Consider the following 14,674-nt stretch of genomic DNA (forward strand, 5'->3'; position numbering starts at 1 on the left):
ACATGAAAAGGTTTGCACCCGCTTTGCTTGCTGTTTGCCTCTCCTGCAGTTTTACCGCCAGTGTGTTCGCCGCCGAGGCTATCACCACGCGGCCGTTTACCGATATGCCCGCGGATTTTATTAAGGGCGCGGATATCTCGACGCTGCTGGACACGGAAAAGCACGGCGCGAAGTTTTTTAACGATAAGAACCAGCAGCAGGATGCGATCGCCATTCTGAAAGAGAACGGCGTTAACTACGTGCGCCTGCGCCTGTGGGTCGATCCGAAAGATGCCGAGGGCCAGGCTTATGGCGGCGGCGATAACGATCTTGCCAGCACCATTAAGCTTGCGAAACGGGCCAAAGCGCAGGGTATGAAGCTGCTGCTGGACTTCCATTACAGCGACTTCTGGACCGATCCGGGCAAACAGTACAAGCCAAAAGCCTGGGAGAAAATGGATTACCCGCAGTTGAAAACCACAATCCATGATTACACCCGCGACACCATCGCCCGCTTTAAGCAGGAAGGTGTGTTGCCGGATATGGTGCAGATTGGTAATGAAATTAACGGCGGCATGCTGTGGCCGGAAGGCAAAAGCTGGGGGCAGGGCGGCGGTGAATTTGACCGTCTGGCCGGCTTGCTGAATGCCGCCATTGACGGGCTTAAAGAGAACCTGAAAAACGGTGAGCAGGTCAAAATCATGCTGCACCTGGCCGAAGGGACGAAAAACGATACCTTCCGCTGGTGGTTTGATGAAATCACCAAGCGCAACGTGCCCTTCGATGTGATTGGGCTGTCCATGTACACCTACTGGAACGGGCCCATCAGCGCGTTGAAAACTAACATGGACGATATCAGCAAACGCTATAACAAAGACGTGATTGTGGTAGAAGCGGCTTACGCATACACCCTGGACAATTGCGATAACGCTGAAAATAGCTTCCAGGCGAAGGAAGAGAAGGACGGCGGCTACCCTGGCACCGTGCAGGGGCAATATAACTATATTCACGATTTAATGCAGGCCGTCATTAATGTGCCGGACCATCGCGGTAAAGGAATATTTTATTGGGAGCCAACGTGGATTGCGGTAGGCGGAAATACCTGGGCAACTCAGGCCGGAATGAAATATATCAACGACCAGTGGAAAGAGGGTAATGCCCGCGAAAACCAGGCGTTATTTGATTGCCAGGGGAAGGTTCTGCCGTCGGTAAAAGTCTTTAATTAATTTTACCCGTCATACTTCAAGTTGCATGTGCGTTGGCTTTCCTCGCTCACCCCAGTCACTTACTGGAGTAAGCTCCTGGAGATTAATGAGGGACATCCATGTCCCTCACCGAAGGCAGCCTTAGGCTGTTCAAATTCGTTCCTGACGAATTTGTCGCTGCGTTGCCGCGTTACTCGGCCTACGGCCTCGCCCCTTTGGGGCCAGCGCAAGCGCTGTTCAAGGCACAAGTGCCTTGTCCTGCAACTCGAATTATTTAGGGTAAACGCTGTCAATTTTGAAGGGTTTTTAATATGAATAAATTTGCGCCTTTGAGTCCGAAGGTCGCCACGCTATTGCATGGCGCTGACTACAATCCGGAGCAGTGGGAGAATTACCCCGATATTATTGATAAAGATATTGCCATGATGAAACAGGCAAAATGCAATGTCATGTCTGTCGGTATATTCAGTTGGTCGAAACTGGAGCCGCAGGAAGGGGTATTTAATTTTGGCTGGCTGGATAATATTCTGGAGAAACTGTATGCGGCGGGGATCCATGTTTTTCTGGCGACGCCAAGCGGGGCGCGTCCAGCCTGGATGTCGCAAAAATATCCGCAAGTCTTAAGGGTCGGGCGTGACCGTGTGCCTGCGTTGCACGGCGGGCGTCACAACCACTGCATGACTTCGCCGGTGTATCGCGAAAAGACATTGAAAATTAACAGCCTGCTGGCCGAGCGCTACAGCCAGCATCCTGCGGTACTGGGCTGGCATCTGTCCAACGAGTACGGCGGCGAATGCCACTGTGACCTGTGTCAGGAGAAATTCCGCGACTGGGTGAAAGCGCGCTATGAGACCCTGGAGGCATTAAACCATGCCTGGTGGAGCGATTTCTGGAGCCATACCTACAGCGACTGGTCGCAAATTCAGTCTCCGTCGCCGCAGGGGGAAGTCTCTATTCATGGGCTGAATCTGGACTGGCGTCGCTTTAATAGCTCGCAGGTCACGGACTTCTGCCGCCATGAAATCGCGCCACTCAAAGCGGCGAATGCGTCGCTGCCGGTGACCACCAACTTCATGGAGTATTTCTACGATTACGACTACTGGCAGCTGGCTGAACCGCTGGATTTCATCTCCTGGGACAGCTACCCGATGTGGCATCGTGAGAAGGATGATTCCACGCTTGCCTGCTACACCGCGATGTACCACGACATGATGCGTACCCTGAAAGGGGGCAAGCCGTTCGTGCTGATGGAGTCCTCGCCCAGCGTCACCAACTGGCAGCCCACCAGCAAACTGAAAAAACCGGGGATGCATATTCTCTCTTCCCTGCAGGCGGTGGCGCACGGTGCGGATTCGGTGCAGTACTTCCAGTGGCGCAAAAGCCGGGGTTCGGTAGAGAAATTCCACGGTGCAATTATCGACCACGTCGGGCATCTGGATACGCGCGTTGGCCGCGAAGTCACCGCGCTGGGCGATATCCTCAGCCGCTTACCGGGCGTCATGGGTTGTCGCACCGAGGCGCGTGTGGCCATCATCTTTGACCAGCAGAACCGCTGGGCGCTGGATGATGCGCAAGGGCCGCGCAACGTAGGGATGGAATACGAGAAAACGGTTAATGAACACTACCGGGCCTTCTGGGAGAAGGGCATTGCTGTCGATATTATCGATGCGGATGGCGATTTAAGTCGCTACGCGTTGGTGATTGCGCCGATGCTGTACATGGTGCGTGAGGGCTTCGCGCCGCGGGCGGAAGCCTTTGTCGAAAGCGGTGGTCATCTGGTGACCACGTACTGGAGCGGCATCGTCAACGAGACCGATCTGTGCTTCACCGGTGGCTTCCCCGGTCCGCTGCGCAACCTGCTCGGCATCTGGGCGGAGGAGATTGATTGTCTTGCCGACGGTGAAAGTAATCTGGTGCAGGGTCTGGCCGGTAATGAATCTGGGCTTCAGGGACCGTATCAGGTACGTCACCTCTGTGAACTCATCCACACGGAAAGTGCGACCACCCTGGCGACTTACCGTGATGATTTCTACGCGGGTCGCCCGGCAGTGACGGTAAACGTGTTTGGAAAAGGCAAGGCCTGGCATGTGGCGTCGCGCAACGATCTCGCGTTCCAGCGTGATTTCTTCGCGCATATTATTGATGAGCTGGCACTGCCGCGCGCCGTCGAGGCGGACTTCCCGCCGGGTGTGGTTGCAACGGCACGGACCGATGGTGAATCCACCTTTGTCTTCATTCAGAACTATTCCCGCCAGCCGCAGACGGTGACCTTGCCGCAGGGCTATACCGACTGCCTCTCTTCGGCACCGGTTGCCGCACCCCTCAGCCTCTCTGCGTTCGACTGCCGCATCCTCCGCCGAAAAGCGTAAGCGTTCCTTCCACGCCTGCTCACCTGAGCAGGCGTTTTTGTATCTGTCTATTCTCAGGAGACAACGACTATGGTGAGCCTTAAATCCTTTTTGCACTATTTCTCTCAGCCGCAATCCAGCGTACCGCTTAGCGAGGGTGATGCGGCGACTATACAGCGTCTGATTTCGGCATTTGGCGGCGAAGAGAATATCAGCCATGTGGATGCCTGTATTACCCGGCTACGCGTGACGGTCAATGACCTTGCCATCGTGGATTCTCAGGCGCTGCAACAGGAAGGGGCGCTGGGGGTTATTATTCTCGGTCAACAGGTTCATGCAATATTTGGGAAACAGTCTGACGCACTGCGTAAATTACTGGATGAGCATTTTTCTGCGCGCCGTTAATTAAATTATAAAATAAAAAAAGGGATACCCGTGAGGGTATCCCAAAGAGTTAAACAGAAAAGCAATGGCAATAAAGGTCACTACCCGCTAATAAACTGCCAGGTCTCGGAGATAAATAACGATGTTAACGCATGTACTACTTACCGTATAACGGGTATTACCACCAGGCTTCTACCTGCACACCAAAGTTCCAGGTATTATTAGCGGTATGGTCATCAAATGATTTACCGTTTTCTGAATCATTCAGATAAGAAGCAAAGACACGTAATTCAGGACGCGACATAAAATCACGGCCATCTGCCAGCCCCAGCGCAACGGTATATTTCTCACCGCTCTGTTTGTAATGGGTGCCGTTGTTATAAGTGTCTTTCTGGTAGAAACCACCCACCTCGCCAATCAGACGCACGTAATCGGTAAACTGATACTGCGCACGGCCGACCAGCGAGACCAGACGTGATTTATCGGTGTAATCAGTGATGTCGTCCGCCGCGCCGTAGGTCAACACATGGTTAAAGGAGAACTTATCGGTAATCGGGATAAGCCCGGTGTTGATGACACGATAGCCGGAGGCATCATTCACGTAATGCCACATGTCATACCAGCCGCCGCCCTGCGACACCATGTTCTGTGCCAGACCTTTGTTGGCGTATTGCAGGACCAGTTTGTTGTACCCGCCCAGCATGTCCTGGCTGATTTCACCGGTTACCATCACGCCGTTATCTGCTTCGTAGAGGCCGCCGTAGTCTTTCTGTTTGTCGGTTGGGTTCGGCATGGCGTAGTCCACACCAAACTCAGTCCATGCGCCGGACCACGGTTTCCAGCCCGCATAGCGCAGGTCGATATAGTTGATGTTCACATCGTTATCGCCATCGACGCGATAGTCGACATCATTGGCATCGCCGCGAATCCAGGCAACAGAGACGGCGCCAGGCCCGACGCTGAAGTTTTCAATACCGGCGCCTGACCCTGAGATGTTCCAGTATTTGGTATCGATGATGTGCAGGTCATGGCGCTGGTAGTAGCGTTTACCGCCCCAAATCACCGCATTCGGATCCCCCGGGATCAGCCCCTTGATCTGCAGGTTTAACTGGCGCAGGCCAAATTCAGCGTCATCGCCAAAGGTGGTCTCGCTGTCGTTGGAGCCATCGGAGACCATGCTGACCATCGTATCCAGATAAAAGCTCACTTCGTCTTTTTTGTAGACTTCGGAGCCTAACTCCAGTTCGCCGTAGGTATCCGCTTCGTTACCCAGACGACCCAGTTTGTTTTTCTGCCACTCCTGCATCCCACCGTCGCCGGAGACGCCCACGCCGGAGCGCAGGTAGCCATGAAAGTCGATAGGGACAGAAGACGCGGCCAGTAATGAAGGTGAAGTCAGCGCAGCGGCTAACGCAATGGCAACTGTGCGTAGCGTAGTGTTCATATCATTCCTCTTATAGTTTTGTATTACGTTCACATAAACGCTGTCATAAAATGCCTAATTGTAAAAACAGGCAAACTAACAATCGCAATTGTGTGATTAACTGCAAATAAATCAGCCTTTTTTGTTACGAAAAGAGAATGTCTTCACGAAGTCCTGTAATGTGAGCGTGATACTTAATTGCAGGTTTTTAGCTGCGGAAAAGCAGAGTGAGCGTTTTTTTAAATGGCCCCTGTTACAATTGACGCATAACAACATAAGGAACCGGACCATGAAGTCTAAAAGCGCGACATTAGAAGACGTTGCCCGTCATGCGGGTGTCTCCTATCAGACCGTGTCCAGGGTACTCAATAAATCTGCCAATGTATCCGAAGCCACACGTCTCAAGGTAGAGAAGTCCATTGAGCTGCTACGCTATGTGCCTAATCGCCTGGCTCAACAGCTGGTTGGCAAGCAAAGTCAGACCATTGGATTAGTGACCACATCCCTGGCGTTACATGCGCCGTCTCAGGTGGCAGCATCGGTAAAACGCTATGCTAATCTGGATGGCTATCAGGTACTGATTTCCATGATTGATGAGAACGTCAATCATGATATTCAGGCTGCGATCAATGAGCTCAAATCTCAGTTAGTCGACAAGATGATCATCAACGTGCCCCTGGAGACTGACAGGGCGCAGAAAATCGCCTCTGACAACGATGATATCGTCTGCCTGTTTCTGGACGTTGACCCCTATAGCTCCGTGTTTAACGTTTCGTTTAACCCGGCGGATGGCACCCGTGCCAGCGTCAAACACCTCTACGATCAGGGGCACCGTGAGATCACGCTGCTGGCCGGGCCGGAAGACTCCGTTTCTGCCAACCTGCGCCTGAAAAGCTGGGTGGAGACGCTTAATGGTTACGGTCTGAAACCGGCGATGGTCTTCCACGGAAACTGGGATGCGCAAAGCGGCTACGCGGGGGCGCTGAAGATGCTGCGTGAGACGCCGAACTTTACCGCCGTGCTGGTGGGGAACGACCAGATGGCACTCGGCGTGCTGAGTGCATTTCATCAGCACCATATTGCCATTCCCGGCGAAAAGTCGGTGGTGGGCTACGATGACACCTACGAAAGCTCGTTCTTCCATCCGGCATTGACCACCGTGTCGCTGGATCTTGATTTGCAGGGTAAAGAAGCGGTCCGTCGGCTGCTCGACAGCGGCCATAACGACCCGACGCGTACCTCATCGGTGCTGCCGGCGCGGCTGATTGTGCGCCATTCCACCGGCCCATTGCAGAGCAAAGAGACCAACCTGCAGGCTATCGCTGAACAGCTACAGGCGATTGCCCATCAGTTGATGAAGTAGTTTCTCCTTTTCCTTTGCCGGGTGGTGCTGGCTTATCGGGCCGGGAAAAGGCCTACTGTCCCATTCCTGAAGTGCTACTTTGTGCTATATTGTGTGCAATAAAGTAGCACTTCAGGAGAGATTGATGCAGACAGTAAAACTGAGGCAGCAGGGGGGGGCGATGATTGTGACAATACCCCGTGAGCTGGTAAATGGCCTTGGCTGGTCTATCGGTGCTGAACTTGCGGTTGAGAAAAAGGGTGAAACGATCAGTTTTACCCCCACCAAACCCAGGCCCCGGGGAAGACATACCGTGGCGCAGCTGTTGAGTCAGATTGATTCGGCGGAAATTGAGGAACTTAATCAATCAGTTGAAGGATGGGATGACGACAAAAAAGGGAACGAAGTATGGTAAAAGCACGGACGCCACATCGCGGGGAAATTTGGCATTTTAATCCGGACCCCGTCAAAGGACATGAACTTAGTGGCCCGCATTACTGTATTGTTATCACCGATCGCAAGCTGAATCAGGCATTAAAAGTCGCGATGTGCTGTCCTGTCTCGACGGTCGCGAATGCTGCACGCTCGGTTGGGGTAACTGTCAGCATTACTGCGCAAGATACTGAAAAAGGCATTTTGCGCGGAGTGGTGCTTTGCCACCAGTTAAAAGCGGTTGATCTCATTCAACGCGGCGCGACGTTTTATTGTAAGGCCGATGACGCGCTGATTGCTGAAGTCGTAATGAAATTAGTCGATTTAATTGATCCGCAATAGCACCATCACGCCAGAGAGTGGCAGGCATTATCTGGCGTCCGATATTTTCATTCGTCCCCATCACCCATGCCCCATCGTTCTCTTCCATTAGCCTGAGAAGGTTTTCAGCAGCGTTTTACTCCCGATAGATGTTCAATGTCCGGCTGACGCGGAACTGAGCAGTCAGTGATGCACCCACGCGGCTTTGCGGCTTGCTTTAGTCAGGCGCTTCCTCTACGCTGCCTGTCTTACTGAAGCTTCAGTAATTTGACTCGGGGTGCCCTTCTTTGTGAAGGCTGAGAAATACCCGTACCACCTGATCTGGATAATGCCAGCGTAGGGAAGTCAGATGCCCGCCAGGCATCCCTTCTTTCAGCCTGGCAGGAGCGAACCATGCAACCTGACCTGCTTGACCGCGCCCACGTGGCGCAAATCCTTCACCAGTTTCGAACCCGTTCTCCCCTCGTTCACTGTATGACGAACGACGTTGTGCAGACCTTTACCGCTAACGTGCTGCTGGCGTTGGATGCGTCGCCTGCGATGGTGATTGAGCGGGAAGAGGCCCAGCAGTTTTCTACGATAGCCGATGCCTTACTGATTAATGTTGGTACGCTCACTCATGAACGCGCGCAGGCGATGCAGGCAGCGATTCACGGCGCGCGTGAAGCCGGTACCCCCTGGACGCTGGACCCGGTTGCCGTTGGCGCATTGACATTCCGTTCTCAATTCTGCCGCGACATACTGGCACTGCAACCTGCGGCGATCCGCGGTAACGCCTCGGAAATTCTCGCCCTGGCGGGCATGAGTGCCGGTGGGCGTGGGGTGGATACAACAGACACCGCCAGTGCGGCTTTGCCTGCTGCCCAGGCCCTGGCCCGGCAGACCGGTGCAGTGGTGGCCGTCACGGGCGAGGTTGATTACATCACCGATGGGCTGCGTACCCGGATGGTGACCGGTGGCGACCCGTTGATGACCCGAGTGGTCGGTACCGGGTGTGCACTGTCGGCGGTGGTGGCCGCCTGTTGCGCGCTGCCAGGAGACCGGCTTGATAACGTGGCGGCAGGCTGTGCCTTTGTGGCGCAGGCGGGGAGTCGGGCAATGGCGCACTGCAGTGGGCCAGGTAGCTTCGTACCTGCGTTTCTTGATGCACTCTATACGCTTAGCGGGGAGGCGCTGGTATGAAACGGATTAATGCGCTGACCATTGCCGGCACCGATCCCAGCGGTGGCGCCGGGATTCAGGCGGATCTTAAAACCTTCTCAGCCCTCGAAGCCTACGGTTGTTCGGTTATCACCGCGCTGGTGGCGCAAAACACACGGGGTGTGCAGTCGGTGTATCGCATTGAGCCGGATTTCGTCGCCGCGCAACTGGACTCGGTATTCAGCGATGTGCGCATCGATACCACCAAAATCGGCATGCTGGCAGAAACCGATATTGTTGAAGCGGTGGCAGAGCGCTTGCGGCGCTATCAGGTACAAAACGTGGTGCTGGATACCGTGATGCTGGCGAAAAGCGGCGATCCGCTCTTGTCACCGTCAGCGGTGGCGGCATTAAGGGAACACCTGTTACCGCAGGTTTCCTTAATAACGCCCAATCTGCCGGAAGCCGCTGCGTTGCTGGGCGCCTCCCACGCGCGCGATGAGCGCGAGATGCATGAACAGGGCAGGGCATTACTGGCGCTGGGCTGCGAGGCGGTGCTCATTAAAGGCGGTCATCTTGATGACGCCGAAAGCCCGGACTGGCTCTTTACCTGCGAAGGGGCAACCCGTTTCACCGCGCCTCGTGTGTTGACCAAAAACACTCACGGCACCGGCTGCACGCTGTCGGCCGCGCTGGCGGCACTGCGCCCGCGTCATCAGGACTGGAATGCGACGGTGGAGGCGGCAAAAACCTGGCTCAGCGCCGCGCTCGCAAAGGCGGACAGTCTGGAAGTCGGGCACGGCATTGGCCCGGTGCACCATTTTCATCAATGGTGGTAAGGCGATTTTGCCCCTCTCCCTGGTGGGCTAAGGGATCCCCGCAAAATAATACGAGCACGATCGGTCCCCTCGCCCCACCGGGGAGAGGGTTAGGGTGAGGGGGATTCTCATGGTGCAGTGTTATCGCTGCAAAACGTAAGATTACTGGGGATTCCTCAGCCCTGGTGGGAGAGGGCAGTGGTGGTCTGGATGCCGCGTACCTCTTCGACATCCAGGAAATCATTGCACTCAACAGCAACCAGACTGAATGATTATTGACGCGAATCTAAACCCGAGGCCTTATGAGCAGGCGTACTTGTTTACCGCGCAAGGAAATATAATCCTGAAAATGAAAGTTGAATTGTTCTGCCAGATAATAAGAACGCTGGTTGTCTTCAGCGATAATGCAGCATAATGGCGAAGTGAAATTCTTGTCAGCCCACGATAAAATTGCCCCCAGCGCTTCTTTTGCATAACCCTTACCACGCGCGTCTGCAGTGAGTGTCCAGCCTGCCTCCGGCCAGGGTAAAGCGGGGGTACAATCGCGATGGGCATCCTGAAAGCCAAAAGCACCGATATAACGATGCGTCGCTTTTTCAAAGACAGCCCAATATCCATAACCTAATGCTTGCCAGTGTCCGATATAGCGCAATAAACGCGCCCAAATTACTTCTGATGTTGGAAGCTCTCCGCGATTTATTTTTATCATTTCTGGATCGGCCCAACATGCCTTTAATTCAGAAAAATCATCCAGCGTAAAATGTTTTAACACTAAACGTTCTGTCTCAAGTTGAGGTGCTTGCTGTAAGACCATCTCTTTCTCACAAAGTAGCCAGTTATAAAACTAACTTAGCACCCTGCATATCCTGATCCCAAGGGTTAATACGCAGAATGCTGTTTTGGTACTGGAAGGACCGGGTACTTACTGATGAACACGTCGGCCGTCACAGCTCACTCTGTGATAAGTGAAACCACCCTCGATAACGCAAGGCCAATCTGCCTTGCGGGAAAGTGTTGGAGTGCAGGTTGGAAGGGGTCACTCATAGGACATCGTAAATTCCACGGCAGAATTGGCGGTGCCGCCGGTGATAGTGCTGGCGGTCTGGATATAGCGTGCCTTCATAGGGATGGTGTAACTGCCGCCGGTGGTTTTGTTGTAACCGGTATACTTAATTTTACTGTTGAAGGGAACAAGGGTGTCATTTTCGTACAGTACCTGAATCCCGACGCCGGTTGCGGTAGAACTGCCATCGAGAGTGATGTACTGATTGCTGGTGCCCGCCTGTTTTAAGGTGACGCCTGCTGCGGGTTTAAAGGTGTAATTCACCGAGTTCATACCAGGGTCGCATTTTTTAATTTCGAAATTAAACGCTTTCGCTGTGCTTTTAGAATTGATGCCGGAGAATTCGGAACTCATGTGTTTATCGAGATCAACGGAGATATTAGGGGTTTCGCAGGTGAGTTTTTTGACGGTGATGGGGGGTAATTTCAGAGTCACATAGTTAGCGCCTCCGGATGTACTGATGGTATTGTTCATCCAGGCTTCGACGATGGTTTCAGCGGGATACTCACCTGATTCAAGAGAGCCGGTTACATAAAACTGGACCTTAATCCCAGTTAAAAGAGCGTTACCAGTATAATTATCAGATGTTGCGTACCATTTCTGCAAGACGGGAGTTAGTGCTGCAAGCACTCCATATCCAGATTCCTCCCTGACTTTAACTCCGATACCGGGGATGCTGGTGTTAAAAACATTAGCAATGCCCGACGCACTCCATGAAGGGTTAAGTCTTAATATTGTGTATACCGCGCCCCCCGTACAGGTGACATAAGCTGCAACGCTATCCTGAACTGTTATTTCACTACCGACTGTTGTACCGATTGCTTGTGAGGATGAAATTGTAAAGGATGTGGGGAAGTTCCCAATCTGGGTGACAGGTGATTGAACAGTACATCCTGCAATACATTCTCTACTGAGAGCTAATATACCCACGAACCCGGCAAGTATTACCACTGATACTCTTTTTTTCATTTTCTTCTTCCCTGTAAATTTCAGCGGCTGAATTCCGCTTCGCTGTCGTGATAGCCACCAAAATCATCAATCGTAATCAGCGTCAGTTTCCCGGTGTTATGCGGCGTCCCTGTCAGTGAAAATACGGCGGTTCCCTTTGCCGGGCACATGCCGTTTTGTTTCTCTTCATCACGCAGTGACACACTTTTCAGGCCGATATGATTAAACGACACGTTCCATGGCGTCGGGTTTTCACAGGCCACGGCATAACTTTTCCCTTCCTGTACGAGTCGCCAGCGCAGTTGCGCTACCGCCTCTTTGGGGGAACCGGGTAACCCCGTCGGGCGAAAGAAGAGCTTCAGGCGGGTGCGGATGGAGACCTTTATGTTATTGCGGTCTGCCCGATGAGCAGGTTTGGGCTGCAGCTCCAGCACATTGAGCCAGAACACGGATTCACGATCCGCAGGCAGTGCGCCGCCGGTGTAGAGAATACGCAGCGAATGGCCTTTATCCGGGTCCAGGCGAAAGATGGGCGGAGTGACAACAAAGGGCACCGTGTCGTGTGGGTGGTCATCACCCGCATCAATCCACGTCTGGAGCAGTCGCGGCGTGTCGGCATGATTGGTGAGGCCGAGCGTTACTTCACGCCTGCCTTCGGGGTAAATGATACGGGTGCCGTTGAGCTGAATACCGGCCTGTAAAGGCCATGAACATATGAGTAAAAACCCACTCAGAATGAATGCCGGAACCGCTTTCATCTCCACCTCCGTGTGGAACACCGTTATTTCGCTGACTCAGCAAAATAAGGGTGTAGCTACCGCGGAGGTGGATATTATTTGCGGTGAAAATAGCGTATTGCCCGTACGCTCTGCAACAGCGCAGGATTCCTGGATTTCACTTTTTTGTAGGGAAATGTGTATCAACTGATGGGAGAATAAAAACGCATGGTTAAAACTCAGTGTTCTTCTGGAGGCATATACCTCCTCTTCATAAATATGTCATGCGTTCCGTTATATTATTGACTCAACTCACGCAGTAACCTGGTATTGATATACAGTTTTTCACGGCCCACTGACATCTCCTCCAGTACACCAATGTTGACTAGCTGTTTCAGATAGACGGATGCCGTCTGGCGTTTGGCCACCGCACGTTCGACAAGGTTATCGATCCGGCAATAAGGTTGCGCAAAAATTGCCTGGATAAGTTCATGAGTATAAATTTTCGGCAGCTTCTCCCGTACATATTCAGTGGTTTCTGCCATCAATGCCCTGATCACTGTAATTTTATCAGTCGTCCATCGGGATGTGCTTTCTACTGCTTCGAGCATAAACAATATCCACGCTTCCCAGTCGCCTTCTTCTGTCACCCGGCGCAGGAGCGTGTAGTAATCATTACGTCTTTCGAGGATAAAGCGGGACAGGTACAAGATAGGTAGCGACAGCAATTCACTCTGAATAAGATACAAAATATTCAGGATACGACCCGTTCTTCCATTCCCGTCCGAAAAGGGGTGAATGCATTCAAACTGATAGTGCGCAATCGCCATTTTAACCAGCGGATCAAGATCATCATCAGCGTGTATAAAACGCTCCCAGTTTGCCAGTAAGTTACGAATAATGTCTTCACCCACTGGCGGCGTGTATACCACATTATTATTCTGATCGCGCAGAACCGTGCCCGGCGTTTTTCTGATATCAGTTTGCACAGCGCGTAGTTTGGTGCAAATAGCGATCGCAGTGTTTGTACAGAGCGGATAGTCTTCAAGGTGGATATAACCATCATAAAGCGCAGTTCGGTAACGCAATGCTTCTTTAGTTGCCGGGTCCGCGCCATCTGAGCGGTCTGCATACTGAAAGAGATGGTCACTGGTCGTTACGATGTTTTCAATTCGCGACGAGTCTTTGGCTTCCAGCATCGGAAGAATGTTGATCAGCAAAGCCTGGTCGGGAATCAATTTACCCGCAGTTTTCAACTCTGCGATTGCTGCACGCGCACTGATGCACGCCTTGAGGACGTTGCGTGTTTCAACGCGTTCCAGTTCAGGCGGTAGAATCGGCAACGTGTTGTAAGGCGTTTCTGGATTCCAGTTCATATGTTTATAAAAACCGTTTTTATCGACATAAGGACATAATAGGTTTAAGCCATAAACATGTCACGTTTTTATGTTTAAAAAAATAAGTTTTATCGACATATGGCTGGAACCTGTCGATGTTATAAAAATAGGGATCATGCGCTAATAATCAGTTTGGTCCCGATTCGCTGGCAGCATCACTCATAGGACATCGTAAATTCCACGGCAGAATTGGCGGTGCCGCCGGTGATAGTGCTGGCGGTCTGGATGTAACGGGCTTTCATGGGAATGGTATAGCTGCCACCGGTGGTTTTGTTGTAACCGGTATACTTAATTTTACTGTTGAAGGGAACGAGGGTGTCATTTTCGTACAGTACCTGAATCCCGACGCCGGTTGCGGTAGAACTGCCATCGAGGGTGATGTACTGATTGCTGGTGCCCGCCTGTTTTAAGGTGACGCCAGCCGCGGGTTTAAAGGTGTAATTCACCGAGTTCATACCAGGGTCGCATTTTTTAATTTCGAAATTAAACGCTTTCGCTGTGCTTTTAGAATTGATGCCGGAGAATTCGGAACTGAGATGTTTATCGAGATTGACGGAAACGTTGGGGGTTTCGCAGGTCAGAGCTTTTACGGTAATCGCAGGTAATTTCAGGGTAACGTAGTTAGCGCCCCCAGTGGTGCTGATAACATTGTTCATCCACGCTTCGACAATGGTCTCAGCAGGATATTCACCTGATACGACAGTTCCAGTGACATAAAACTGGACCTTAACGTTAGTCAACCATGCCCCGCCATTATAGTTGGTACCTGGGGAATACCATTTTTGTACATTAGTTGTTAACGCGGTGAGTACTGGAGTCGTAAAATCATCCCTGACCTTCACCCCAATACCCGGTATGCTGGTGTTATAGACATTCGCAATGCTCGACGCGCTCCAGTCCGGGTTAAGTCGCAATAGCGCGTAGGTTGTACCTCCCGAACAAGTAATACTCCCACTACTACTGGCAGGTACCGTTATCTCGCTGCCAATGGGTGTTCCGACCGCTTGCGACGTTGATAGCGTAAATGAGGTGGGGAAATTTCCGGTTTGGGTGATTGATGATTTTAGCGTACACCCTGCCCAGGATTGCCCACCTGATATCAATAAACCGAACCCAGCCAATTTTATTACCCATATAGCTTTTTTCATTTTTACACTC

14 protein-coding genes and 1 riboswitch are annotated in these 14,674 nt (G+C 52.2%); of the genes, 8 read left to right on the forward strand and 6 right to left on the reverse strand.

What is annotated here, in order from left to right; translation table 11 throughout:
• Nucleotides 1-2: 2 nt before the first annotated feature.
• From ACUY4Q_RS08430 to ACUY4Q_RS08440, 3 genes are all read left to right on the forward strand, one after another.
• Nucleotides 3-1,205, forward strand: coding sequence for a glycoside hydrolase family 53 protein (locus tag ACUY4Q_RS08430; RefSeq protein ID WP_458046591.1), 1,203 nt, complete (start codon nt 3-5; stop codon nt 1,203-1,205).
• A gap of 290 nt (nt 1,206-1,495) precedes the next feature.
• Nucleotides 1,496-3,553: a beta-galactosidase gene (locus ACUY4Q_RS08435; protein WP_458046592.1), complete on the forward strand. Its 2,058-nt coding sequence runs from the start codon at nt 1,496-1,498 to the stop codon at nt 3,551-3,553.
• Between the two features lie 69 nt (nt 3,554-3,622).
• On the forward strand, nt 3,623-3,937 hold the full coding sequence (locus ACUY4Q_RS08440; RefSeq protein ID WP_458046593.1) for a PTS sugar transporter subunit IIB: 315 nt from the start codon (nt 3,623-3,625) through the stop codon (nt 3,935-3,937).
• A 157-nt stretch (nt 3,938-4,094) separates the two neighbouring features.
• On the opposite strand, the gene ACUY4Q_RS08445 is transcribed toward ACUY4Q_RS08440, so the two are convergent.
• Nucleotides 4,095-5,360: a maltoporin gene (locus ACUY4Q_RS08445; protein WP_458046594.1), complete on the reverse strand. Its 1,266-nt coding sequence runs from the start codon at nt 5,358-5,360 to the stop codon at nt 4,095-4,097.
• Nucleotides 5,361-5,628: 268 nt separating this feature from the next.
• Here ACUY4Q_RS08445 and ACUY4Q_RS08450 point away from each other — a divergent pair, with 268 nt between their 5' ends.
• From ACUY4Q_RS08450 to thiD, 5 genes are all read left to right on the forward strand, one after another.
• A complete protein-coding gene (locus ACUY4Q_RS08450; protein WP_458046595.1) occupies nt 5,629-6,702 on the forward strand; it encodes a LacI family DNA-binding transcriptional regulator in 1,074 nt (357 codons plus the stop codon).
• Between the two features lie 124 nt (nt 6,703-6,826).
• Nucleotides 6,827-7,096, forward strand: a complete 270-nt coding sequence (locus ACUY4Q_RS08455; RefSeq protein WP_458046596.1) for an AbrB/MazE/SpoVT family DNA-binding domain-containing protein — start codon at nt 6,827-6,829, stop codon at nt 7,094-7,096.
• Nucleotides 7,090-7,455 carry a type II toxin-antitoxin system PemK/MazF family toxin gene (locus tag ACUY4Q_RS08460; protein ID WP_458046597.1) on the forward strand — a complete coding sequence of 122 codons (366 nt, stop codon included), beginning with the start codon at nt 7,090-7,092 and terminating at the stop codon, nt 7,453-7,455. Before ACUY4Q_RS08455 ends, ACUY4Q_RS08460 begins: the two co-directional genes overlap by 7 nt.
• 242 nt (nt 7,456-7,697) lie before the next feature.
• Nucleotides 7,698-7,794, forward strand: a riboswitch (TPP riboswitch).
• 33 nt (nt 7,795-7,827) lie between these two features.
• Nucleotides 7,828-8,616: a hydroxyethylthiazole kinase gene (gene thiM, locus ACUY4Q_RS08465; protein ID WP_458046598.1), complete on the forward strand. Its 789-nt coding sequence runs from the start codon at nt 7,828-7,830 to the stop codon at nt 8,614-8,616.
• A complete protein-coding gene (gene thiD / locus ACUY4Q_RS08470; RefSeq protein ID WP_458046599.1) occupies nt 8,613-9,413 on the forward strand; it encodes a bifunctional hydroxymethylpyrimidine kinase/phosphomethylpyrimidine kinase in 801 nt (266 codons plus the stop codon). Before thiM ends, thiD begins: the two co-directional genes overlap by 4 nt.
• 265 nt (nt 9,414-9,678) lie before the next feature.
• Here the strand turns inward: thiD and ACUY4Q_RS08475 are convergent, their stop codons facing one another.
• The 5 genes from ACUY4Q_RS08475 to ACUY4Q_RS08495 form a co-directional block, all read right to left on the reverse strand.
• A complete protein-coding gene (locus ACUY4Q_RS08475; RefSeq protein WP_458046600.1) occupies nt 9,679-10,206 on the reverse strand; it encodes a GNAT family N-acetyltransferase in 528 nt (175 codons plus the stop codon).
• Between the two features lie 222 nt (nt 10,207-10,428).
• The gene (locus ACUY4Q_RS08480; protein WP_458046601.1) at nt 10,429-11,424 is read right to left on the reverse strand and encodes a fimbrial protein; all 996 of its coding nucleotides are present in this window, start codon (nt 11,422-11,424) and stop codon (nt 10,429-10,431) included.
• A gap of 20 nt (nt 11,425-11,444) precedes the next feature.
• Nucleotides 11,445-12,161, reverse strand: coding sequence for a fimbrial biogenesis chaperone (locus ACUY4Q_RS08485; RefSeq protein WP_458046602.1), 717 nt, complete (start codon nt 12,159-12,161; stop codon nt 11,445-11,447).
• Between the two features lie 257 nt (nt 12,162-12,418).
• Nucleotides 12,419-13,495: a protein adenylyltransferase Fic gene (fic, locus tag ACUY4Q_RS08490; RefSeq protein WP_458046603.1), complete on the reverse strand. Its 1,077-nt coding sequence runs from the start codon at nt 13,493-13,495 to the stop codon at nt 12,419-12,421.
• A gap of 176 nt (nt 13,496-13,671) precedes the next feature.
• Nucleotides 13,672-14,664 carry a fimbrial protein gene (locus tag ACUY4Q_RS08495; protein WP_458046604.1) on the reverse strand — a complete coding sequence of 331 codons (993 nt, stop codon included), beginning with the start codon at nt 14,662-14,664 and terminating at the stop codon, nt 13,672-13,674.
• Nucleotides 14,665-14,674 lie beyond the last annotated feature (10 nt).

It is taken from the genome of Phytobacter cepae (assembly GCF_054165735.1).

What these genes read in the sequence shown, in the direction of transcription:
- ACUY4Q_RS08430 (WP_458046591.1), top strand. Translation starts at nt 3, where the DNA reads ATGAAAAGGTTTGCACCCGCTTTGCTTGCTGTTTGCCTCTCCTGCAGT.
- ACUY4Q_RS08435 (WP_458046592.1), top strand. Translation starts at nt 1,496, where the DNA reads ATGAATAAATTTGCGCCTTTGAGTCCGAAGGTCGCCACGCTATTGCAT.
- ACUY4Q_RS08440 (WP_458046593.1), top strand. Translation starts at nt 3,623, where the DNA reads ATGGTGAGCCTTAAATCCTTTTTGCACTATTTCTCTCAGCCGCAATCC.
- ACUY4Q_RS08445 (WP_458046594.1), bottom strand. Translation starts at nt 5,360, where the DNA reads ATGAACACTACGCTACGCACAGTTGCCATTGCGTTAGCCGCTGCGCTG.
- ACUY4Q_RS08450 (WP_458046595.1), top strand. Translation starts at nt 5,629, where the DNA reads ATGAAGTCTAAAAGCGCGACATTAGAAGACGTTGCCCGTCATGCGGGT.
- ACUY4Q_RS08455 (WP_458046596.1), top strand. Translation starts at nt 6,827, where the DNA reads ATGCAGACAGTAAAACTGAGGCAGCAGGGGGGGGCGATGATTGTGACA.
- ACUY4Q_RS08460 (WP_458046597.1), top strand. Translation starts at nt 7,090, where the DNA reads ATGGTAAAAGCACGGACGCCACATCGCGGGGAAATTTGGCATTTTAAT.
- thiM (WP_458046598.1), top strand. Translation starts at nt 7,828, where the DNA reads ATGCAACCTGACCTGCTTGACCGCGCCCACGTGGCGCAAATCCTTCAC.
- thiD (WP_458046599.1), top strand. Translation starts at nt 8,613, where the DNA reads ATGAAACGGATTAATGCGCTGACCATTGCCGGCACCGATCCCAGCGGT.
- ACUY4Q_RS08475 (WP_458046600.1), bottom strand. Translation starts at nt 10,206, where the DNA reads ATGGTCTTACAGCAAGCACCTCAACTTGAGACAGAACGTTTAGTGTTA.
- ACUY4Q_RS08480 (WP_458046601.1), bottom strand. Translation starts at nt 11,424, where the DNA reads ATGAAAAAAAGAGTATCAGTGGTAATACTTGCCGGGTTCGTGGGTATA.
- ACUY4Q_RS08485 (WP_458046602.1), bottom strand. Translation starts at nt 12,161, where the DNA reads ATGAAAGCGGTTCCGGCATTCATTCTGAGTGGGTTTTTACTCATATGT.
- fic (WP_458046603.1), bottom strand. Translation starts at nt 13,495, where the DNA reads ATGAACTGGAATCCAGAAACGCCTTACAACACGTTGCCGATTCTACCG.
- ACUY4Q_RS08495 (WP_458046604.1), bottom strand. Translation starts at nt 14,664, where the DNA reads ATGAAAAAAGCTATATGGGTAATAAAATTGGCTGGGTTCGGTTTATTG.